This is a genomic window from Paenibacillus sp. FSL H8-0332 (assembly GCF_037963835.1).
Lineage (GTDB): Bacteria > Bacillota > Bacilli > Paenibacillales > Paenibacillaceae > Paenibacillus_AQ > Paenibacillus_AQ rhizoplanae.
Genome location: NZ_CP150145.1, coordinates 6,173,784 through 6,197,199, shown reverse-complemented (window position 1 = coordinate 6,197,199; position 23,416 = coordinate 6,173,784). Strand labels below are relative to the sequence as shown.

At 57.9% G+C, this 23,416-nt stretch carries 12 protein-coding genes; all 12 read left to right on the top strand.

The annotated features are described in order from the left end of the window. The first annotated feature begins 66 nt into the window (after window positions 1–66). The 12 genes from NST43_RS26820 to NST43_RS26765 all read left to right on the top strand — a co-directional run bounded on the left by NST43_RS26820 (window position 67) and on the right by NST43_RS26765 (window position 23,357). Window positions 67–918 (top strand): ABC transporter permease subunit, encoded by an 852-nt coding sequence (locus NST43_RS26820; protein WP_339225535.1) that lies wholly within the window; start codon window positions 67–69, stop codon window positions 916–918. Window positions 919–930: 12 nt separating this feature from the next. Next, window positions 931–1,806, top strand: coding sequence for a carbohydrate ABC transporter permease (locus tag NST43_RS26815; protein ID WP_209991818.1), 876 nt, complete (start codon window positions 931–933; stop codon window positions 1,804–1,806). Between the two features lie 58 nt (window positions 1,807–1,864). Then, window positions 1,865–3,523: an extracellular solute-binding protein gene (locus tag NST43_RS26810; protein WP_339220376.1), complete on the top strand. Its 1,659-nt coding sequence runs from the start codon at window positions 1,865–1,867 to the stop codon at window positions 3,521–3,523. 32 nt (window positions 3,524–3,555) lie between these two features. Further along, on the top strand, window positions 3,556–5,331 hold the full coding sequence (locus NST43_RS26805; RefSeq protein WP_339220375.1) for a hypothetical protein: 1,776 nt from the start codon (window positions 3,556–3,558) through the stop codon (window positions 5,329–5,331). Window positions 5,332–5,366: 35 nt separating this feature from the next. Beyond that, window positions 5,367–9,443 carry an Ig-like domain-containing protein gene (locus NST43_RS26800; protein WP_339220374.1) on the top strand — a complete coding sequence of 1,359 codons (4,077 nt, stop codon included), beginning with the start codon at window positions 5,367–5,369 and terminating at the stop codon, window positions 9,441–9,443. A gap of 86 nt (window positions 9,444–9,529) precedes the next feature. Next, on the top strand, window positions 9,530–11,806 hold the full coding sequence (locus NST43_RS26795; RefSeq protein ID WP_339220372.1) for a helix-turn-helix domain-containing protein: 2,277 nt from the start codon (window positions 9,530–9,532) through the stop codon (window positions 11,804–11,806). Window positions 11,807–12,295: 489 nt separating this feature from the next. Then, window positions 12,296–12,961, top strand: a complete 666-nt coding sequence (locus NST43_RS26790) for a hypothetical protein (protein WP_339220371.1) — start codon at window positions 12,296–12,298, stop codon at window positions 12,959–12,961. Between the two features lie 2 nt (window positions 12,962–12,963). Further along, window positions 12,964–17,163, top strand: coding sequence for a glycoside hydrolase family 2 TIM barrel-domain containing protein (locus NST43_RS26785; RefSeq protein WP_339220370.1), 4,200 nt, complete (start codon window positions 12,964–12,966; stop codon window positions 17,161–17,163). Then, window positions 17,160–19,673, top strand: a complete 2,514-nt coding sequence (locus tag NST43_RS26780; RefSeq protein ID WP_339220369.1) for a glycosyl hydrolase family 65 protein — start codon at window positions 17,160–17,162, stop codon at window positions 19,671–19,673. Before NST43_RS26785 ends, NST43_RS26780 begins: the two co-directional genes overlap by 4 nt. A 292-nt stretch (window positions 19,674–19,965) precedes the next feature. Then, window positions 19,966–21,933 carry a heavy metal translocating P-type ATPase gene (locus tag NST43_RS26775; protein ID WP_339220367.1) on the top strand — a complete coding sequence of 656 codons (1,968 nt, stop codon included), beginning with the start codon at window positions 19,966–19,968 and terminating at the stop codon, window positions 21,931–21,933. A 162-nt stretch (window positions 21,934–22,095) separates the two neighbouring features. Continuing rightward, the gene (gene trxB, locus NST43_RS26770) at window positions 22,096–23,037 is read left to right on the top strand and encodes a thioredoxin-disulfide reductase (RefSeq protein ID WP_209991826.1); all 942 of its coding nucleotides are present in this window, start codon (window positions 22,096–22,098) and stop codon (window positions 23,035–23,037) included. Window positions 23,038–23,120: 83 nt separating this feature from the next. After that, on the top strand, window positions 23,121–23,357 hold the full coding sequence (locus NST43_RS26765) for a glutaredoxin family protein (RefSeq protein WP_036694922.1): 237 nt from the start codon (window positions 23,121–23,123) through the stop codon (window positions 23,355–23,357). Window positions 23,358–23,416: the final 59 nt, after the last annotated feature.

The window sequence follows — 23,416 nt, the reverse complement described above, 5'->3', positions numbered from 1 at the left end:
AGCGGAAGCAGCCGCAGGCGCTTCTGGCAGACCCGCCGGTTCAAGAACAATGTCCCCTTGTGGGTCATGTTCGTTCCGGTTATCGCATTTTATATGATTTTCAAATACACCCCCATGCTGGGGCTGGTTATCGCCTTCAAGAACTATACCTTCTATGAAGGGGTATGGGGCAGCCAGTGGGTCGGCATGGACAATTTCACCAATCTGTTCACCCAGGCACAGTCGGTGCAGATTATCCGCAATACGCTTGTGCTCAGTATATTATCCGTGCTGGTCAGCTTTCCGTTCCCGATTGCCCTGGCGATTATGCTGAATGAAGTCAGGAACAAGTGGTTCAAAAAATCAGTCCAGACCCTCGTCTACTTGCCTTACTTCTTCTCCTGGGTCATTGTCGGCGGGCTGGTGGTGACGATCTTTGCCCAGACCGGGGTAGCTAACGTGGTGGTTGAGAAGCTGACCGGCCAGGCTTTTCCCTTCCTGTTCAAGGAGTGGTCCTGGGTCTCGATCTTTCTCGGCTCTGGAATATGGAAGGACGCGGGCTTCAATGCAATTATCTATCTGGCTGCACTGACGTCCATTGACCCCAGCCTCTATGAAGCGGCGAGTATGGACGGGGCGGGCAAATGGAAGCAGATCCGCAACATCACTTTGCCCGGGATCAGCCCGACCATCGTCATCATGCTGATTCTCGCCATGGGACGGGTGATGGAGGTAGGGTTCGACCATGTCTACGTGCTGCAGAACTCGATTGTATCGGGCATCTCCGAGGTCATCAGCACCTACATCTACGCGATTGGACTGCAAGGCGGGCAGTTCAGCCTGACGGCTGCCCTGGGGATGTTCGATTCCCTGGTCGCGCTGACTCTGGTGCTGATCTCCAACGCCATTGCCCGGCGCTTCAATAAAGGCTTGTGGTAACAGGAGGACACTATGCAAAGTACAAACGGTGAAAAAGTATTCTACAGCTTCAATTATCTGCTGCTGACGCTCGCAGGCATTCTGTGTCTGCTGCCGCTGCTCCATCTGGCCTCCCTGTCCCTCAGCGGCAAGGATGCGGTACTGTCCGGTTTTGTCACCCTGTGGCCGGTGGATTTCACACTAAGCTCATACACGATGCTCTTTGAAGGAACGCCGGTGGTGCGCGCCTTCGGCAACAGCCTGCTGATTACCCTGGTCGGTGTGGCGGCCAGTATGCTGTTCACCATTTTCGCTGCGTATCCCTTGTCCCGCCGTGATTTCTACGGAAGACGCACGCTGACGCTGGCGATTGTGTTCACCATGCTGTTCACCGGCGGACTGATCCCGACCTATCTCGTGGTCAGCAGTCTTGGTCTGGTCGATTCCTACGCAGCCCTGTGGCTGCCGGCTCTGGTCAGCACTTATAATATGATGATCATGCGGTCTTTTTTCGAGAACATACCGGAGGAGCTGGTGGAAGCGGCCAGAATTGACGGCTCCGGCGAATGGCGGCTGCTGGCGGGCATTATTCTGCCGTTGTCCCTGCCCGTACTGGCGACGATCGGACTCTTTTACGGCGTGTATTACTGGAACTCCTTCTTCAACGTCATGATCTACATGAACAGCCCGGAGAAAATCAATCTGACCGTGCTTATCCAGCAGATGGTGAAGAGCCAGGCCGTCCTGCAGGAGCTGAATACGATGAACTCGCAGGAGGTGGTCAACATTACACCGGAAGGCATCAAGGCTGCGGGGATTATGGTCATGGTCATTCCGATGCTGATTGTTTATCCGCTGCTGCAGCGTTATTTTGTCAAAGGCGTAACCATCGGGGCCATCAAGGGCTGACCGCTGCTGCGCCATACCGCAAATACCAGAACGCCATTATTAGGAGGGTCATAATCATATGCACAATTCACCCCGGCTTAGAAAAACAACCGCTGCAAGTGCAGCATCCCTGCTGCTCGCAATCGCGGTAACAGGCTGCGGCGGCAACAATGCCGCCACGCAGGGCACAGACAAGAGAGAGGGCTCCGGGAAGCGCGGGTCCATCACCGTCTCGCTGTACGACCGCGGCTCGGTACCCGCAGAAGAGGGGACAATGAGCGACAACCGCTGGACGAAATGGGTCAATGAGAACGGGCCGGTGAACGTCAAATACGTTACGGTTCCGCGTTTTGAATCCCTGCAAAAGTTCAATGTGCTGTTCGCGTCGAAGTCTGCCCCTGACCTGATCTTTGAATTTGATACCGCTTACCAGGGGCAGCTCTACAACCAGAAGCAGCTCCTTCCGCTGGATGACCTGATTGCGGGCAGCAGTACAGAATATAAGGCGATGCTGGAGAAATATCCGGCGCTGCGCAAGGCAGGTACCATGGCGGACGGCAAGCTGTATACGGTGGGGCGTCCGATCCAGTTCGGTCCGCAGCATTATCTGTTTATCCGCAATGACTGGCTGAAGAAGCTGAATCTGGAGGTGCCCACCACACCGGAGGAGCTGCTGAAGGTGGCAAAAGCATTCACTGAGCAGGACCCGGACGGCAACGGCAAAGCGGATACGCAGGGAACCGGACTCAGCTTTGTAGCCGGAATTATTCTGAACAACATGTTCGGCACCGGATTTACGCTGTTTGGCGAAGACCAGTACCCATGGGTGCTGGAGAATGACAAGGTTGTCCATGACTGGGACCGGATCAAGGCGGCAATCTCCTTCCAGAAGGAGCTGTATGCAGCGGGTGTGGTGGATAAGGATTTCGTCACGGATAAGAACGGCGAGAAGCAGAAGCAGGAGTGGATCTCCGGCAAGCTGGGCATTTACGGCGGTAACGGGGCCGATGTCAGCACCTATGAGACGCTCAAGAAGAACTCGCCGGAGGCCGAGGTGATCCCGATTGCCTTGCCGACGACGGAATTCGGCCAGTTCAGCCCGACGCTGACCTCTCCGATCCAGATGACCGGCATGGTGAATGCAGCGGGCAAAGACCCGGAATCCGTGATGAAGATGATTGATTTCATGGTTACAGAGAAGTACACCACCACGATTCAGAACGGCATCGAAGGGGTCCATTACAAGAAAACGGCCGATGGCCGTGCCGAGATGATCGACCCGGAGAAGAACAAGAAGGAACTGGAATATAACCGCGATATGGGCATGCTAACCCCGCTGATCGGCAAGAATTACGGGCTGAAGAACAAGGTGAATCCTACACCGGCGGAACAGGATTTCATCGCAATCTATGAAAAGGCCGAGAAGCTGTACATGAACCCGGACCGCCCGATTGTCGGCATTACGCAAAAAGCCTTCCTGCCGCTGCTGCCGCAGGATCTGACCCAGATCAACACCAATGCGAATAAAACGATCCTTGACCGGGCCATGCAGGCCATCGTCAGCTCCGATCCGGCTTCGGTGGACCAGTTCATTGAAGAAGCCAAGGGGGTCTGGGAGAAGGCAGGCGGCACCAAGGTTGATGAATTCTATGCCTCCTGGTATCAGGAGCATAAAGCGGATGCCATTATGCTGAAGGATATTTATGAAATGGGCAAGCAATTGAGCACGGTGGAATAACAGATGAATTCAAGCACAGGGGGCGGGCAGCGTTGAATCATGAGGTGAGACAGATTCTCGAAAAGAGCTATGCCGCCGCCTCGGCGGATAGTGTAATCGAAGCAGGGCTGGTCCGCTATGACCGGCCCGGGCATACCCGGCAGGTCGCTACGCTGCCTTATTGCCATGAGGCCCGGTTCTCGGCCGGATATTATGCTTACGGCACATTACTGGGCCGGCTGGATGAACAGGCCGGGCTGGAGATGCTTGAAGCGATTGCCGGGCTGCAGTTCACTGACCCGGAGCACCCGGATTACGGAGGGTTCCTCTGGTACCGGGAGGAGAGCGTAATCCAGGATTCCAATGCCGCCTTCTTCATCCTCATGCCGCTGGTGGCGGTGCGCCTCACCAATCCCGGCGTCTTCCCGGCCAGCCATCTGGAGATCATGCAGCGCATGTTCCATCATGCGGCTGCCTGGTTCTCCAAGGAATGCCGGACACCGGAGCTGTTCTACCCGAACAAGACGATGAGTGACGGGGCGATGCTGCTGGCGGTAGCCCACTTTCTCGGAGAACCTGAGTATCTCCAGACGGCAACCGCCTATTTCAAGAGGTGGGAGGAATATACGGTCCGCCGGGGCTGGGGCTGGGGAGAGAATATCAGCCTTGTCTACCAAGGGGTGATGATGAACGCGCTGAGGATTGCCGGTTCTGTACTTCAGCAGCATGACCGGGAGCTGGCCGGGCGGCTGTCTGTGCAGATGGATGCCCTGAAGGAACTGCTCATCTTCCATGACGGAGAGGAATTCGTTCCCTCGATCCGCAGCTATAACTTCCGGGGAGAGACCTCACGGCAGAGCCTGCTGTGGACGATTGCCGGGGTGACGGGGGTCAGTGCTCTGGCGGAGCAGACCTTTTCGCTTAACGATCTGGCGGCGGTCCTACTGTTCGCGGCGGATTTGCGGCCACGGGAGAACGCCTCGGCTGCGCTGCCGGTACCACGGATTCGTGAGGAGCGGATCTTCGATGCCTCGCGTGCCTATACCTGGATCGGGCAGCATACCCGCCTGGGCAGCATCAACCGCTTCCCGGTGATGCCGGGCAGCTACCAGCATCCGTCCTGGGGGCTGGGCTGGCAGAGCTTCCCGGTTAGCTTCAGCGTGCAGGATCAGCAGGTGTCCTATCTGCGCTGGTATGTAGATGACTCCACTGCCGTGCGGACGCATCCGGCGGAGGAATACCGCAGCGCCTATTTGATGCCCGCATTGTTCGCCGGGCCGCTGTACCCGGAGGTGGAGACGCGCTCAGCCCAGCAGGGGAATGCGCTGGTGGTGATCCGCTCGATGACCCGGGTGCATAACCGGGCAGCGGAGATTGCCGATGAATGGCTGGTCCACCGCTATGACGGCGAGGTAGAAGCTGTAGTGAATACTGCCGGAGACAGGGAATGGCTGGTGCTGCGTTACCCGGACTGCGCGGTAGCAGTCACGGCGCTCGGGGGCCTGGACTCCAAGGCGGAAGCTCATGCCGTACTGCCGGTCACGGTGGTGCGGGAGGAAGGACGGATCAGGCTCCGCCAGGTGCTATATTCCGGCAGCGGCTCGATGCTGGCGCTGCCCCGCCTGGAAGCGGGCTGGGCGGTGGTATGTCTGGACGAAGCAGCGGAGTCAGCGGATATCCAGCAGCAGCTCGATACGGTGATGATTGAGGATACACAGAGGGATGACCGGGAGGTGCCCCGTGAGCCATGGGCTCAGATACGCAGCATTAGGCTAACTGCGGGCCCCCGGCCCCCGGTTCAGCTCACCGTTGATCCATACGCGCTGTAACACTATACTTGCTTCCATACGGAAAGGTGGCTATTATGAGACAATCAAGCCGGAAACCCTTATTTGTATACGCTATCATTATGGTTCTGCTGCTGGGACTTCTCCCGGCAGACCTTGGATCTGTTGCCCGGGCGGACAGTGATTACAGGCTGGAAGAGACCTTTGAGACGTATAGCCCCGGTGCGAAGCCGGCCGGATGGACGATTAAGACACCTCCCCAGGGAGTGAGTGTGGGAGTGCAGGCTTGGGAGGGATATCCCGGCAAGCTGCTGGAGCTCCAGCAGACCAGTAAGCTCGCCAGCAGCTACAGCATCAGCAGATCCGTTACAGATGTGACGTACAGAAGCATGTTCAGCTATTCGTTCAGAGCCGAGCAGACCGGAGCCGTGATCTACCTGCCCACCCCGCAGAGCGGTTCCGTGCCGCTGGTGAAGTTCGCCATTAACAACGGAGCGTTCAGCTATATGAAAAAAGGCGCCGGGTCCTGGACCTCCGTACTGCCGGTATCGGCAGGCGTATGGCATGAGGTGCGCCTGTCGCTCGACGGCGGCGGCCATACCTTCGATCTGTCCATTGACGGCAACCGTCTGCTGACGAAGGAGCCGATGGCCGAGGGAGGGGCGTTAACCTCCTTTTATATGGGATTCTATAAAGACAGCACGGGCAAGATCGGCTTTGACAATTTTATTGTAAGCGGATACAAACAGGCGCTCAGTGCAGCCTTTTCCCAGGAAAGCTACAGTCTGCGAAGAGGTGATAAGCTGTCCTTGCCTCTTCAGTTCACACCTGCGGATGCTACAGATCAGACGGCTGTCTGGTCTTCCGGCAACGGGGAGGTCGCCACAGTGGATGGCAACGGCCTGGTCACAGGCATCCGTCAGGGAACCACCGTGGTGACAGCCCAGCCGAATGAGGGGCTTCCGGCCGTCACTGCGACAGTAGCCGTCTACGAAGATCCGATTACGGCCATCGTGTTGGCTCCACTGGAGCGGACGGTGCCCGCAGGCTCCCGTGTGCTGTTACAGGCCTCGGTAACGCCACAGGACAATACGGATACTGGTATCCAGTGGGGAACGGAGGATGAGAGCATTGCCGTGATTGACAGCTACGGAGAGCTGACGGGTGTAAGCGCCGGAACAACGACCGTGTTCGTCACAGATGAGACCGGCAGCGTGCGCGCTGAGACTTCCGTTACGGTGACTGGACGTACAACCGGTCAAGAGCTGTATGTCGCCCCGGACGGGGATGACAGCAATAACGGCACGGAAGCAGCTCCCTTCCGGACGATTGCCCGGACACAGGAGGCGGTTCGTCTGCTGAATGATGATATGGATGCGGATATCGTGGTGAATCTGAGAGAAGGGACCTATACGCTGACGGAGCCGCTGGCATTTACCCCTGAGGATTCCGGGACGAACGGCTATTTCATTACTTACCGCAGTTATCCCGGGGAGCAGGCAGCCATCAGCGGGGGACGGCCCGTCACGGGTTGGGCAGTGTTCGACAGTGCCAGGGGGATCTACAGAGCTAACGTAGGAACCAGCCTTCAGACCCGGCAGTTATTCGTGGACGGCATCCGCGCGGTCCGGGCCCGCAGTACGGCGGGGCTGGTTAATCCGGTCAAGACAGCCACCGGCTATACATCCGATAACCCGGAGCTGGCCGGATGGGGCAACATCGATGATCTGGAGCTTGTATACAATGAGCTGTGGACGAATTCCCGGATCAAAGTAGCGTCTGTCGCTTCTTCAGGCGGCACGGCGCAGATTGTGCTCCAAGAGCCGGGCCGCAGCGCGGTCTTCAACCGCGGATTAACCTCGGCGACGGTTCCGGTCTATTATGAGAATGCGTTTGAGCTGCTGGATGAGCCTGGCGAATGGTACTATAACCGCCAGGAAGGGATGCTGTATTACAAGCCGCGCGCCTGGGAGAATCTCTCCACCGCCGAGGTGGTGGTTCCGGTACTGGAACAGCTCGCTACAATCTACGGTGAATCCGCCGATGAACCGGTGCGCAACCTGAATTTTGCAGGCCTGAAATTTATGTATACCACCTGGAACTGGCCCAGCACGGCTGCGGGACATTCCGATTCCCAGAACAACCATCTGCGTTATCCGTCCATCCCTGATGAACTGACCGATGCAGCGGTGATGCTGGAGCTGGCGAACACGGTGAATTTCCGCAGCAACGAGTTCACCAAGCTGGGGATTACAGCGGTGCGGATGCAGAACGGTGTTCAGAACAGCCTGATCGAGGGTAACCGCTTCTATGATATTTCCGGCAGCGCGCTGAATGTGGGCCAGCCGAATTCGGCGGACCGCAATATCTATCATCCGGAAGACCACCGGCTGCTGATGAAGAATAATGATGTGCTGAACAATGTGATTCATGATATCGGTATCGATTATAAATCAGCGTCCGCCGTATCGGCAGGCTATCCTGTGGATATGGATATTAGCCATAATGAAATGTACAATCTGCCTTACAGCGGAACTCACATCGGCTATGGCTGGGATAAGCTGTTCGATGCCGCGACCCGGAACGTCAAGATTCAGAATAATCTGATTTATGACCTCATGGGCATGGGGCTGCGTGACGGAGGTGCCATTTACAGTCTCGGGCCGACAGGAGCCACAGCGCCCGACAAAAACCTGGTCAGCGGCAACTACATCCGCAATCAGATGGACGGCAATGCCGTTCTCTACACGGATGAAGGCTCTGCCTATTGGAGATTCGAGCATAACGTCATTGATCTGAAGGATGCTCCGCTCTGGCATTCCCCGCTCCGCTGGGCGATGGCCTATGTGCCGACCATCCATGATGTGGATTTTGTGAACAACTATACGACAACAGACGGATACACCAACAACGGGCGCAATGTGCTGTTTCAGAATAATCTGGTCCAGCCGGATGCCGCATGGCCGCAGGCGGCCCTGTCCATTATGGAACAGGCGGGGATTCAGCCGGAATACGCCTCTGCCGCAGAAGGGCAGGTCAGCCGCTGGAAGCTTGCTCCGCTCAAACTGGCAGCCGGTGCAAGTAAGCAGGTGTCCCTTCAGGCGATGGACGGCAAAGACCGACCGCTGGGTACAGCGTCGAGCACCTTCTTTTACAGTATTCTTGATCCGGCAGTGGCCTCGGTTAGCAGCGGGGGCGAGGTCACCGGACTGAGCCAGGGACAGACGAAGCTTGTAGTGAGCATCCTGAACGGCTCAATGCTGCGCACCCTCAGCGCGGATGTGTTCGTGGGAGACACCCTGTCCACGGTCCTTCTGGAGGGACATGACGGTCATGTCGCATACATCCGTGAAGGCGCAGACCTGCAATTGCAGCCGTATGGCGAGACGCTGTTCGGCAACCGTGAGGAGCTGGAGGCGGTCACCTATACGAGCAGCGATCCTTCCATCGTCAGCGTCAGCGGGAACGGCCTGTTAACAGCCCATCAGACCGGCACGGCCACACTTACACTCTCTACGGAGTATTTGGGCGCTGTGACGCAGGGACAATATGAGGTTAAGGTATGGAATGAGGAGAGTACCTACGATCATACCCTGCAAGGCGAGGTGCAGGACCCGGACGGCTGGTATGTAGCGGCAACGGCTAACGGGCTGAAGGAGAGCGGGACGGATACGCTGACCCTGCGGGCACCCGGAGGCCATATTATCTACCAGAACCGCAAGTATCAGAATGAGCTGCTGGATTTCACTATGAGAATCAATGACAGCTCCGTCTCCTCCAACTGGTATGCCCTGATGCTGAATAATCAGAGCAAGGAGCTGAGCTACAGCACCGGCAGCATGTATCTGGTGGTCGTTGGAACCTCGGGCATTGAGCTGCACCGCTTCAACAATGGGGTACGCACTGTTATTTACGGTAAGATCGAGGGCCTGACCAGTCTGGGCGGACCGGCGATTCCTAATTCGTTCCTGCCCTTCCGGGAGCGCAAACGGGTTCAGCTGGGTGCTTTTCAAGAATCCGGAGGTGTGCGCCTGATCCTGAAGGTTAACGGGGTGCAGGTATTCAACTATCTGGACACCGCCGCCGGGGCCATTGGAGAAGCCGGGTACTTCGGACTGATCTCACGTAATGCCAGCACCGAGCTGGGGTACTGACAACCTGTATTTAGGAATCCGGCCCCGTAACCTGCACCCGCAGCCTTAAGGATCACCAACATCTGGACTTACAGGGGATGACACCGATGCATAAGAAATGGCTGTACCGACTGATTCTTTCCTATCTGCCCATCCTGTTTGCGGTGGTGTTCTGCCTGATTATCCTGTTCTTCGTGACCTTAAATGAGGCGATGGAGAAGCAGACCTCGAAGGCAAACGGCGTGTATGCAGAGAACGTGCTGCAGATTGTAGATACTACCCTGCGCAATCTGGAGACCATGACGATCAAAAGCCTGCTGATGGATGATCAGGTGGACAGTTATTTTGACCGTCCGGGGAAGCTTGATCCTTACCGCGATTACGGGGTAACGGAGGTACTGCTGGATTTCATGTCGCCGCTGCCGATGATTGATTCGGTCTATTTATACCGCGCGGCTGACGGCAAGGTGCTGATGCAGCATTTCTCCTCCCGTCTGCCGGACTTCGGGGACCGCAGCTTCATAGCGTCTGCGATGAAGAATACCGTCGGCCCGGTCTGGAGCGGAATCCGTGAGCTGCAGCTGTTCTCCGGTGAGGATCAGCGGAAATCAGTCATTTCGCTGGTGGAGCAGGTGCCTTATTTCTCCGGTGAGCAGGGGCTGATTGTCATTAACGTGCGGAAGCAGTCGCTGCAGGCGCTGATTCAGGAGATGAACATGGAGAATACGGAGATCTGCCTGAAGGATGCGGCGGGACGCGCTTTTGCAGGGGGAGAGGCCTGCTCCGGACCGCAGATTCAGAGTCAGGCAGTCAGCCGCATATCCTCCTATACCGGCTGGACGATCCAGGTAGGCATGGAGCGGGCCAAGGCCTTCTCCCTGCTGTCTGCCTTCTCCAATGTCTGGGCGGTCCTGGGGTTTGCCGCCATCATCGGCGGTATCGCCGCCATGACGTATATCAGCCACCGCAATTACCGTCCGATTGAGCAGGTAATGAGAAGAATCTACTCCTTCGGGGAGGACCGTTCCTTCGGCTGGAAGCCGCTGAGCAAGGAAGGCGACGAGTTTGCCTTCATCGGCCATGCGCTGGAGAGTCTGATCGAGCAGACCAACAGCTATGAGAAGCAGCAGGCCGAGGGGATTCTGCACAGGCGAAATCAGTTATTCAAGGAGCTGCTGGAGAACAGCGGCCAGATGTCGGCGGATAACTGGAGCCGGGAAGCGGAACGGATCGGGATGGACGGTGAATTGGCAGGTGCGGTGGTGGGCATTGCCGAGATTGATTTCTATGAGGCTTTTGCCGCAGATTATTCGGCACGGGATCAGGCGTTGTTCAAGTTCACGCTGCGCAGTGTGATTCAGGAGATCGCCGAGAAGGAAGGGGGTTCCCTGTGGACCGAGTGGATCGGACCGGGCCGTCTGGGACTTCTGTTCCGCCGCTCTGCGGATGAGGAGACAGCGGACATCCCCGGGAAGACGCTGATCATTGCCGAGTCGGCCCGGTCCTGGGTGAAGCAGCATCTCAAGTTCACGGCTACCTTCGGTATCAGCGGACCTTCCGCCGGCCTCAGCGGCTTATCGGGTGCGTACCGCCAGGCCCTGGGGGCGCTGGACCGCAAAATCACCGCCGGTCCCGGCCGCGTCTATGCGGCGCCGGCCGGAAGTCCGCTGCCTCCGGCAGAAGGCATGGATGTGCTGGTTCAGGCCATCGGCGCCGTTCCCCAGCTGTACCGGCTGGGGAACGCGGAGTGGAAGCCGCTGATTGAGCGGATCTTTGAGCTGCTGGCAGGCGGCAACTACTCCAAGGAGGATATCGTCCGGCTGCTGAGGCTGCTGGAGACGGGGTTGTCCCGGGAGATGCAGGAGCTGCCGCCGGAGATGAAGGGGATCTGGAATAACGGGCGGCTGCGGGGAATTCCGCATTCGCCGGAGTCTTTTGAATGGATTGAGGAGCTGCACGGGGAGCTGGTCTCTTCGCTGGAGGAGATGGAGGAGGCGCTGCGCAGCCTGCGGATGAACCGTGAGCAGTACACGCTCGCCAATAAGGTGCGCGAATATATCGGCTGCAATTACGCTGATCCCGATTTCTCCCTGACCCATGTTGCCGACAGCTTCGCCATGAACACCAAGACGGTAAGCCGGATCTTCAAGGAGGAGATCGGCGAGAACTTCGTCGATTATCTGGCCCGCCTGCGCATGGAGGAGGCCAAGCGCCTGCTGACCGGAACCTCCGAACCAGTGCAGAGCATCGCGGAGCGCGTGGGGTATCTGTACCCCATGTCCTTCATCCGCGTCTTCAAGAAGCTCGAAGGCATCACGCCGGGCGAATACCGCAAAGCCCAGGGCAGTCCCCTGCATAATGGTGAAAGTGATGGGGAGGGTTAGGTTCATGGATGCGTGGCGTAAACGGGGCGCACAGCGGTACAGCTACGGAGATAAGTTGGTTGAGCTACAAGGCGTGTAACAAGACGGCCGGGGCCCCCTGCCGTCTTGTTTGTGTGCTTGGTGCGGAGGTGCTGCCGTTCTACAAAACCACCGTCAGTGCACGAATGAAGGGTATAAATACACTGCATTTACTGGAATAGCACTGTTGGCGCACGAGTCAAGTGTATATGCCCCCCAGCGTCGCCGTTGGCAGGCCCCAATCAGCCTCCCATTTTTCTCCCGGAACAAGCCTCTTCTTTATTCCTGGAGTATCGGCGGGCATTGTGTATTGCTCTAACAGTAAGCCGGATTCCGCTGCTATATCACATCAGCTTATGGCTGCATTTTCGCATGTCGTTATTATGCTAAAGAAGGGCATGATCGTCAAGGAACCGGCCCGCCGGATACGTTACTCTAGAAGGGTAGATGACATAAGGTTGGAGGGACACGATGCAGCGTTGTTTATATAGAGCCGAGTGCAGGGAGGATGCTAATCCGTCAGCGTTCTGGGGCGCGCAGACCGGACTGCTGAGTAAACGCATGGACAGGCTGGGCCTTGCACAGCTTAGTGTTTTTCAGAATGGCAAGGAGCTGTTTCTGTACTATGAGTGCGCCAGCCGGGAGGCGGAGCCGGAGCAGCTATTTCAGGGTGCGGCAGAGATTCTCAAGGAATGGCCGGGAGGGGAGCAACCCCGGTTGTGGGTGCCTATGATGGATATTTTTCATTATCAGCAGCCGGTCTCCGCAGAGCAATGGAAGCGCAGTCATACGACTGGAACCCCCTACGGAAGAGTGGCGGCGCTGAAGCCGGAGCAGGTCGCAAGTTATGTGTATCACCATTATCAATATCAGGAGGAGCGCCCGGGAGACGGTGACAAGTACGGGATCATCGGCCTGCATGAGAACCTGCTGTTCTTTTATTCAGAGCTGCCTGCAACGGTTGAACCTGCCCCGTACGCCGGGAAGCTTACCACGAATCTCCGGCCGGAGAACTGGGGTGAGGTGATGGACCCGCATTTCAGGAAATGGAGTGAGATGGGGCCGGATCAGGCCATTTGGAAAAAGCTTGGGCTCGTCCTAACCATCCCCCGCCCCCATACAGGAAAAGGAGAATGAATATGTTACGTACATCCATATGTCTCAATGGCGAGTGGGATTTCATGCCGCTCTATGACCAGCCGCGCAGCCGTGCCCTTCCGGAGAGATTGCAATACGAAGCCCGCAAAATACAGGTCCCATCGAGCTGGCGCTACAGCTATCCTGCGCCTTCGGGCAGCAAATTCGGCGAAGTCGCCGAATATCATTTCCAACCCTTCGATGTGTACAGCTACCCGGAGGAATGGAATGCAGCCGAAGCCGGAGTGCTTCACCGCAGCTTTAAGGTGCCGGAGACGATGGTCGAGCAGCGGATCGTACTGCGGTTCGATGGCATTATGCAAAAAGCGGCAATCTATCTGGACTGCGAGCGGATTGCCGTCTGGGAGGACGGATTCCTGCCCTTGCGGCTGGATATCACGGCGCTAACGAAGCCCGGCCGGGAGCAGCATCTGCATGTGGTCTGCGGCAGCTTCGACACGGCGGTGCTTCCCTCCGGGGAGACCAAAATCACCGGACTCTCCGGCTCCTGGTTCGGCAGAATCGCGCGGGGCATCTGGCAGGATGTCTTCCTGGAGGCCTATCCGCCGGTATCGCTGGAGGATCTTACGATCCGCACCTCTGTCCGGCAGGGAAGGCTGGAAGTGGATGCTCTGATAAGCAGCACAGAAGAGGGGCCCTCACCCGAAGGAATGCGCGTGCTTTTGCAGGTCAGGGAGCGGAAGTCCGGCGTCCAGTCAGCACTGGCAGAGCCGCCGCTTCTGTCGCAGCCGCTGCCCGTACTTGAAGCGGAAGCAGCAGTATCGCTTCTTCCCGGGCAGGCTGCGGCAGGGCGGCAGTTATGCGGCAATACCGGCAGCCGGGAGTGGGGCGGAGCGGCATTCAGTTTGCCCTGGCAGGAGGCCAGGCTGTGGAGCCCGGATTCCCCTGTCCTGTATGAGCTTGAGCTTGTGCTTCAATCGGACGGTGTAGTTCTGGACCGCCGGAGCGAGTCCTTCGGCTTCCGGGAGTTCTGGTGCGAGGGGCCGCAGTTTATGCTGAACGGGATTCCCGTTAATCTGCGGGGGGACTCCTGGCATTTTCAGGGTGCGGCCCAGCAGACAGACGACTATATCCGGGGCTGGTACCGGATGTGCCGGCAGGCGGGCATTAACAGCATACGGCTGCATGCGCAGCCGTATCCGTCCGATTATCTGCGGATTGCCGATGAGGAGGGGATGCTGATTGTCGATGAGACGGCCATCTACGGCTCCAGCAAAAGCATGGATGCTGCCCATCCCGATTTCATCGACAATTGCCGCGCGCATGTGCAGCGGCTGGTGCAGCGGGACAAGAATCACCCTTCGGTCATTCTGTGGAGTGTACAGAACGAGATGCGCTGGGTGGACGGACGGGATCACTACAAGCAACATATCCCCGGCCTGATCCAGCTGATGAAGGCGCTGGATGACACACGCCCGGTCATGGTGGAGGGGGATAACCGCCTGGTCTCCAGGCAGCAGACCGAGGTGGAGAGCCGCCATTACAATATTGATGGCACGATCGCGCAGTGGGACCGGCAGGTTCCGCTCACCTTCGGTGAGCATGGCGGCTGGTGGTACATCTGTCCGCAGAACAGCAGTATGTACTCGGGAATGGATGTATATAAGGATTCTGACGCAAGTGCTGCCGGGCTGGCCCACAAGGAGCGGCTGTTCGTGGAATATGCACGGCGGCAGGGCGTCTCAGGCATCTCTACCTTTAACTTTGTCCATTACTTCATGCGGGCGATGCCGGAGCAGGAGCTGAAGCTGCCGCAGGCCGATCTGGCCACACCCGGTCCTAAGCCTGCTGTGATTCCGGCCTACTCGCTTTCACTGAACAACGGGCTGCTGCCGGAGGAATATCCGGTCTACCGGCCTAATCCTGCTTTTGCCATTATGGCCGCGGCCTTCAAGCCGGTCACGCTGATTGCCGCCGAATATAACCGCAGCTTCTTCGATGATGCGCCGGTCTCCCGCAGCTTCGATGTCTATAACGATACGCTGTCAGCGCAGGAAGTAACGGTCGAATGTGAAGTCATGCAGGGCGGGCGCAGGGTGCACAGTGAGACCTTCCGCTTCCGTCATGAGCCTGCTGCACGCCAGAGTATCCGGCTGGAGTGGATGCCGGAGGCAGTCCATGGCGAAGGAGCTGGAGAGGGGGCAGGAGTAGGCGTACCGGCAGGTGAAGGAGAAGCTACGCTGTCCGCCCGGCTGCTCCATGGCAGCGAGCTGATGCATGAGCTTGAGGTAAGCTACCGGCTGCTGTCCGGGAGCTGCCGGACCGGGCCGGTAGAGATTGCCTTGCCCGCTGCATACATCGGCTCTGACCGGGACTTCCAGGCGATACACGCGCTGGTGCCTGCGCTGGTCCGGGCTGAGCCGGAAGCGGTAGAGAGTCTTGCGGCCGGAACCCTGCTGATTGTCGGCAGCAAGATGGAGGATAAGGACGGGTCGCTGGACCGGAGGCTGAGAGGATTCGTGCAGCGGGACGGCCGGCTGCTGCTGCTGGAGCAGCTTCATCTCTCTCCCGGCCGGCTGCCGCTCACCCGCCGGGAATTCATCCGCGCCCATGCCGGGGATTACGGGCATCCGGTGCTCCGGGGATTAGGCGCGGAGGACCTGATGTACTGGCATGAGGAGCTGCGTGAGGACGGGCCGCTGCCGATCATCCGGGCGGCGTTCGAGAAGCCGGTAACCGGCGACTTCACCCTGCTGCTGGAATGCAGCGCAGGGGACTTCGGAGACGGCGGCGATCTGTGGTCGCCGCTGCTCGAATACCGCAGCGGAGCCGGCATGTTCCTGGCGAATCAACTGGAGATCATGGATCATCTCCAGCGGGTTCCCCAGGCCCTGCTGCTGCTGCGCAGCCTGCTGCAGTATGCGGGCCGCGCGGTCCACGCGGCCGCTCCCCCGGCTGCGACGCGGTCCGCAGGTCCCGCCGCTGCAGCCAAGCCCGCCGCCGCCGCGCTGGCGCCCGCCGCGGCAAGGTCCGCTGCGGTATGGGTCCGCAGCGGCGGAATGGCGGAGGCCTTGCTCAGCAAGCTCCGCCTGAAGGGCCAGAGCCTGGACAGCGCCGCAGGCTTGTCCGGCTTGACCCCCGGCCTCCTAGTCGTGGAGGCCGCACTGCTGGGCACGCCGGGCGCGGCGGAAGCCGTGCGCCAGGCAGCCCTGGCCGGCGGCAGCGTGCTGGTGCTGCCGGCAGAGCCCGGCGGGCAGGAGGCCCTCGCCCGCCTGCTGGACGCTCCCGTGCGCATCGCGCCGCACGGCACTTATCATCTGGCGGCGGACTATGCGCACGCCGCCGTGCAGGGCATCAGCCCGGTCGACCTGTTCGGCTTCGACAAGGTGCATCTCTCGCCCCGGGATGTCGTCAACCGGGAGCTGGCCGCTTACAGGCTGGAGGTGCCGGACGCCGGGGTGCTGTGCACCAGCGTCGAAGGCACAGCCTGGAAGGACTATTTCGCCGGGCAGCATACGGCGGAATACAGCCGGCTGGCGCTGGTCGAGCTGAACCGCAGCCAGGCTGCAGCTCCGGGGGCTTTTGTGATCCGCCAGGCGGCCGGAGCGGGAGAGATTCTCTGCTCGCAGCTGCTTACCGACCCGGACAGTGACAAGAGCCTCAGGCTCTACACCCGCCTGCTCGCCAATCTCGGAGCCGCTTTTGACGATGAGCTGCTGCTTCATGACAAGGAGACTGCGCAGTGGGCGGTGGAAGCCGCAATGACGTTGTTCTGTCCGCCGCATATCGACTACGAGGCGATGAAGGACTACTATACAGACCCTGAATTCTCCCTGAACAATCTGGGGGAAGGCCTATATGGCTGGATGAAGAAAAAAGAACGGCGCCCGGATGGAACCTTCCTCATCCCCGCACCGGAAGGACGCCCTCTGTTCCTGAGCTGCTTCGTGCATCTGCCCAAGGCGGCGGATGCAGCCTTGGGCAGCGTGAGCCCGGACGGCACAAGAACCGGCAGACTCCGGGTGAACTCGGCCTGCGCTTTTGACATCTATATGAACGGCAGGCTGGTGCCGGAGCCTGAACAGGAGATTACGCTGGCAAGCGGGGTCAACCGCCTGATCGCCATCGTCCGGGGAGCGCAGGAGGATATTGCCTTCGGCATGGTCTTCCTGAATACAGACGGCACGTATATGAATGATCTGGAGTTCCGCCTGACGATGGATGAGGTGGAGCCCAAATGAGCACGATCAATGGAGAGGAGCATACCGATATGAACGCCAATGAACCGGTACCATCCGCAGCATCTGCATCATCCGCAGCATCTGCATCATCCGCACCGTCCAATTCATCCACACCACCCGCAGGCTCTTCCAGCCGCGCTACAGAGCTGGACCAGTATTTTGCCTTCAACGATGAGGTGAGGGAGGTGGAGTTCAAGCGGCATGATATGCCGACCCCCTGGCTGAATTACTTATCCAACGGGACCTTCCATACCATGCTGTCCCATGCGGGCGGCGGATTGGCCTTCTATAAGTCTCCGCAGATCTGGCGGATTACCCGCTACCGTTTCTTCCATCTGCCCACCGACCGCTCCGGCCCGTATATTTACTTGCAGGATGCCGGAACAGGCAGCTACTGGTGTCCCACGTATGAGCCGGCCTTCCGGAAGCCGCAGGAGTGGCGGAGCAGCCATGGCATGGGCTATACCCGCTTTGAAGCGCAGGAGGAGGAGCTGGCGGCAAAAACAGTCTATTTTGTCGGGCCCTATGAGAATTCCCTGATCTGGAATCTGACGCTGACGAACAACAGTAGCGAGCTCAAGGAGCTGAACGTGTATGCCTACGCCGAGTTTGGGATGATGGAATTCATGCGCGAGCTGCAATGGCAATGCTATAACAAGCATCAGGTCTCGGTGCAGTACCATGACAAGGAAGCACTGATCTACAAATACGGGGTGGAAAATCAGCCCAAGCCCGACGAAACACCGCTCGTCTATATGATGTCCAATGCACCGCTTGCCGGGTATGACGGAGACCGTGAAGAATTCATCGGCAGCTACCGCAGCGAATCCAATCCGGCTGCCATAGAGCAGGGGGGCTGCACTGGCTCGGCGATTCTGGGAGGCGACCCCTGCGGCGCACTCCAGGTTCGGGTAACGCTTGCGCCTGGCGAGACCCGAACCGTGAACTTTTTCCTGGGGACAGCCATGAACGAGGCCGAGATTGAACGGGCCATCGACCATTCGCGGGAGGCGGATTTTGTTACCCGTTCCTACGCGGCGCTTCAGGAGAACTGGGAGCGTTACCTGGGGGCGTGGAATTGTGAGCTGCCGGATCAGGATGCGCAGCGTATGCTCAACACCTGGAATCCGTACCAGTCACAGCGGAACTTCCTCTTTTCGCGCAATATTTCTTACTATGCCACCGGCACCTTCCGGGGCGTAGGCTACCGGGATACTGCCCAGGATATTCTGGCGGTCGTACCGTACGATCCCGAGGCGGCCAAGGATAAAGTCCGGCTGCTCCTGGGGCAGCAGTATCAGGACGGGCATGTGAATCATTATTTTTTCCCGAATGAGGGTTGGGACCCGGTCACCAGCATCCATTCGGATGATCACCTGTGGACGGCGCTGGCCGTATGGGACATTCTTGCCGAGACCGGAGACTGGGCATTCCTTCAGGAAAATATTCCGTTCTATGACGGCGGTGAGGCGCCGCTCTATGACCATTTGAAGCGGGCGGTGGACTTCACGGTTTCCCGGCTGGGGCCTAACGGATTCCCGCTGATGCTGCGCTCGGACTGGAATGACCAGCTTTTCCGCGTATGCCGTGAGGGCAGAGGGGAGAGTATATGGACAGCGATGCAGTTCGGGACGGTGCTGCTGCGCATGAAGGATCTGGCGGCGGCCTCCGGTTACCCGGAGCATGCGGCGGATTATGACCGGCTCTACGGGGAGCAGAAGCGGCTGGTGAACACGTTGGGCTGGGACGGGCAATGGTTCCGGCGGGCGGTGATGGATGACGGGCGTTATCTGGGTACCGCTGAACATGAGGAGGCCCAGATCTGGCTCAACGCGCAGACCTGGGCGACCCTGTCCGGGATGGCCGAGTCTGACAAGGGGCTGAAGGCTATGGACAGTGTACGCAACATTCTCGATACAGAGCTGGGTATCAAAAAACTGCATCCGTCCATCACCACCTTCCCCGATCCCGCCGATCCGTTAACCAACTATAACAAAGGAACCGGGGAGAACGGGGCCGTCTTCTGCCACGCCAATACCTGGGCGATTATTGCGGAGTGCATGCTGGGCAGAGGGGACCAGGCGTACAAATATTACCGCCAGCTGATCCCGAACATCGCCATGGAGCAGGCCGGAATCTGGCGCTACAAAGCAGAGCCGTATGTCTATGCCTCGAACCTGTTCGGGCCGGAGTCCGACAGATTCGGTCTGGCGAATGTATCCTGGCTGACCGGGACGGCCGCCTGGATGTATGTAGCTGCAACACAGTACATTATGGGCATCAAGCCGGTGCTGGCCGGACTGTCCATTAACCCGTGCATCCCGTCTTCCTGGGAGGGCTTCTCGGTCACCCGGCGGTTCCGTGGCTGTGAGTATGAGATTACCGTGAAGAACAACAGCCATGTCTGCTCAGGCGTCCAAGAAATCCGGGTGGACGGCGAACGGCTCGAAGGAACAGTCCTCCCCGCGTACCCGTACAAACAATCAGTGAAAGTGGAGGTCATACTGTAGCCCAGGCTTTCTGTTGAACCAGAGTGTATAAGTTAGACTCATCCACCGGTTTACATTTGCGGATAGCGTGGTATAGTATAGTTATAAGTTGCACGAAGGAAATATAGTTGCTCTATTGCAACAATGATTATCATTCTCAGTCATCATCTCAGTCATTATCCTCAACTACCATACCTATTCAACATGCTGTCCCGGCGATGCCGGGGCAGCATGTGTCATTTTAAGGGTGTTAATAATGGCTCTCATTCTCAAGTGTGCGCTTAACCAAAACCATTCAGGAAGGTGATTGTTCATGCAAGCAACCTCGAAATCAATGCCCAAATCCATAACGCGTCAAGGAGGGGCGCAGCAGCCCCGCACTCCGGGACCGCGGCGCTTCGATCCGCTGGCGATGCTCAGTAACTCCGAAATGCAGGCTGCTCTGGGGAGCGGGCTGATTATGCTCGTAGCCTGGGCTACCAGCGGCTGGTCGGAGATCTTATCTGTTATCCTCTATGTGATATCTTACACCCTGGGCGGCTGGATGAAGGCGAAGGAAGGCGTGGAGACGCTGGTCAAGGAACGTGACCTGGACGTCAATCTGCTGATGATCGCCGCAGCGCTGGGTGCCGCCTCCATCGGGTACTGGAATGAAGGTGCGATGCTGATCTTCATCTTTGCCCTGAGCGGAGCGCTGGAGAGCTACACCATGGAGCGCAGCAAAAAGGACATCTCCGCCCTGCTGGCCCTCAAGCCTGCCACTGCGGTCCGGATCGAGCAAGGCGCGATGAGTGAGGTAACCATTGATCAGCTCATGCTGGGAGATCTGCTGCTGATCCGTCCGGGTGAACTGATTCCCGCTGACGGCAAGGTATGCCGGGGGGAGTCGTCTGTGAATCAGGCGTCCATCACGGGAGAATCGCTTCCCGTAGACAAAACTGCCGGCAGTGATGTATTCGCCGGTACCGTCAATGGAGAAGGCCCCCTCTATATAGAAGTGACGAAGACTGCCGAGAATACGCTGTTCGCCAAAATCATCCGCATGGTCGAAGAGGCGGAGAACGAAGTGCCGGATTCGCAGCGTTTTATCAAACGGCTTGAATCCGTATATGCCCGAGTTGTGGTGGCTGCCACGGTCCTGCTGATCACCTTGCCGCCGTATCTGCTGGACTGGAGTTGGAGCGATACGTTCTACAAGGCAATGGTTTTCCTGGTTGTGGCCTCCCCGTGTGCGCTGGTATCCTCAATCATGCCCGCCATGCTGTCGGCCATCTCCAAGAGCGCCCGCAAAGGCATCCTGTTCAAAGGCGGGGTTCATCTGGAGAATATGGCGCGGACCTCGGTCGTTGCTTTTGACAAAACCGGTACCCTGACGGAAGGAATCCCGCAGGTCACGGACTTTATCGCCGGAGAAGGGTATGTGCGGGAAGAGCTGCTGGCCGTGAGCGCCTCCATCGAGAAGCTGTCGGGGCATCCGCTGGCCGAGGCCATTGTCGCGCTGGCGGAAGCGGAACAGATCGGACTGCGGGATATTGAAGAGAGCCAGTCAGTCACCGGCTGGGGAATTGAAGGCGTCATAGACGGCCAGCTGTGGCGGATCGGCAAGTCCAATCTGCTGGATGAAGCGGAAGGTGCGGCAGCTGGGGCGGATACGGACTATTGGAAGGCTCTGCGCAGCAGGCTGGAACAGGAAGGCAAAACGGTATCGCTGATCCTTGCCGGAGAGACCATCGCCGGAATGATTGCCTTGCAGGACACCGTTCGCCCCCAGGCGGCGGCTGCCGTGCGCAAGCTGCAGGATCTGGGGATCAAGGTAGCAATGCTGACCGGTGACCGCGAGGCTACAGCCCGGGTAATTGCGGGGCAGAGCGGCGTTGACCTCGTGTTCGCCGGGCTTTTGCCGGAAGATAAGGTATCGCACATCAAAGCGCTGCGGGAACAATACGGCCATGTCATCATGGTAGGCGATGGGGTGAATGATGCGCCTGCACTCGCTACTGCAACGGTTGGCATGGGCATGGGCATGAAGGGTAGTGGGGCTGCTCTGGAGATTGCCGATGTGGTGCTGATGAATGACAACATTGAAGAGATTGCCGGAACAATTGCCCTGGCGCGCCGGACGCAGCGGATTGTGAAGCAGAATATGATTTTTGCCGTAACAGTCATTGCAACCTTAATGATCAGCAACTTTGTGCAGGGGATTGCGCTGCCGTTCGGGGTGGTCGGGCATGAGGGAAGCACGATTCTCGTCATCCTTAACGGCTTGCGTCTTTTGCGCTAATTTATTTAATTGCTTAAAATTGAATTGTTCACAAAAAGGAGCGTTTACAACAGTCCTGGCATATTGACAACTCGCCTTGAGGTGATCATAATAAATACTAGATTATAATTATTTTAAATAAGGAATGGCGTCTTTTCCGTCCATCTCAAGGGGGATATCATCATGTACAAATCAATTATTGTCGGTACTGGACCGGCCGGATTGACAGCTGCTATATATTTGGCCCGGGCGAACCTGAACCCGCTCGTTATCGAAGGTCCGCAGCCAGGCGGACAGCTTACAACTACAACGGAGATCGAGAACTTCCCGGGATTCCCGGAAGGCATTTTGGGTCCTGATCTGATGGATAATATGCGCAAGCAGGCAGAGCGTTTCGGTGCACAGTTCGTGACCGGCTGGGTGAACAGCGTGGAGCTGGGCGACCGTCCGTTCAAGTTGAACGTGGAAGGCATGGGCACACTGATTACGGATACGCTGATTATCTCCACGGGTGCTACAGCCAAGTATCTCGGCATTCCCGGGGAGCAGGATAATATCGGACGCGGGGTCAGCACTTGTGCTACCTGTGACGGATTTTTCTTCCGCGGCAAAGAGATCGTGGTGGTCGGCGGCGGCGATTCCGCGCTTGAAGAAGCGGGCTTCCTGACACGTTTTGCTTCCAAGGTAACCCTGGTGCACCGTCGTGAAGAGCTGCGGGCCTCGAAGATTATGCAGGACCGTGTCCGCGATAATGCCAAAGTGACCTGGGGATTGAACCGTACCCCTGTTGAAGTAATTGCTGCAGACAAGGGCGTAACCGGCCTGAAGGTGATCAACAACGAGACTGGCGAAGAAGAGTTCATTGAAGCCAGCGGGGTATTCGTGGCGGTCGGCCATCATCCGAATACATCATTCCTGGGCGGACAGATTACTACGGATGCGAACGGTTATATCGTATCGAATCCCGGAACCTCCGAGACGAACATTCCCGGCGTATTCGCCTGCGGCGATGTGCAGGATACCCGTTACAGACAGGCCATTACGGCTGCAGGCAGCGGCTGTATGGCGGCTATGGATGCCGAGAAATATATCGAGAGCCTGGAGCACAGCGCGGTAATTATGTAAGTCTGGCATTTGGAAAAGCAGAGATTCCGGTGCTACAATAGAGCTCGGAGTCTAATACTTAGATACGAGGAGGAAATCATACTATGGAGAATGTAATTGTATACACATCGACGAATTGCCCGCATTGCCGTCAGGTGAAAAGCTTCCTGAGCGATAAAGGGGTAGCGTACGAAGAACGCAACATCGAGCAGAATGAAGAGTACGCCCAGCAGGTGTGGGATATGGGCATGAGAGCTGTGCCGATTACGGTAATCGGAGATATGAAGATTGTCGGCATGAACAAGACCAAGTTCGACAAGGCTTTGGCTGCAACGGAATAATAGCCGGCAGTCCTGAAATATATAGAGCCGCTTCCCGGTGGGAGGCGGCTTTTTACGTG

Bases quoted from the DNA above. Each gene is read 5' to 3' on its own strand.
- NST43_RS26785 (WP_339220370.1), top strand. From the start codon at position 12,964: ATGTTACGTACATCCATATGTCTCAATGGCGAGTGGGATTTCATGCCG.
- NST43_RS26810 (WP_339220376.1), top strand. From the start codon at position 1,865: ATGCACAATTCACCCCGGCTTAGAAAAACAACCGCTGCAAGTGCAGCA.
- NST43_RS26820 (WP_339225535.1), top strand. From the start codon at position 67: ATGTTCGTTCCGGTTATCGCATTTTATATGATTTTCAAATACACCCCC.
- trxB (WP_209991826.1), top strand. From the start codon at position 22,096: ATGTACAAATCAATTATTGTCGGTACTGGACCGGCCGGATTGACAGCT.
- NST43_RS26780 (WP_339220369.1), top strand. From the start codon at position 17,160: ATGAGCACGATCAATGGAGAGGAGCATACCGATATGAACGCCAATGAA.
- NST43_RS26790 (WP_339220371.1), top strand. From the start codon at position 12,296: ATGCAGCGTTGTTTATATAGAGCCGAGTGCAGGGAGGATGCTAATCCG.
- NST43_RS26800 (WP_339220374.1), top strand. From the start codon at position 5,367: ATGAGACAATCAAGCCGGAAACCCTTATTTGTATACGCTATCATTATG.
- NST43_RS26765 (WP_036694922.1), top strand. From the start codon at position 23,121: ATGGAGAATGTAATTGTATACACATCGACGAATTGCCCGCATTGCCGT.
- NST43_RS26815 (WP_209991818.1), top strand. From the start codon at position 931: ATGCAAAGTACAAACGGTGAAAAAGTATTCTACAGCTTCAATTATCTG.
- NST43_RS26775 (WP_339220367.1), top strand. From the start codon at position 19,966: ATGCAAGCAACCTCGAAATCAATGCCCAAATCCATAACGCGTCAAGGA.
- NST43_RS26795 (WP_339220372.1), top strand. From the start codon at position 9,530: ATGCATAAGAAATGGCTGTACCGACTGATTCTTTCCTATCTGCCCATC.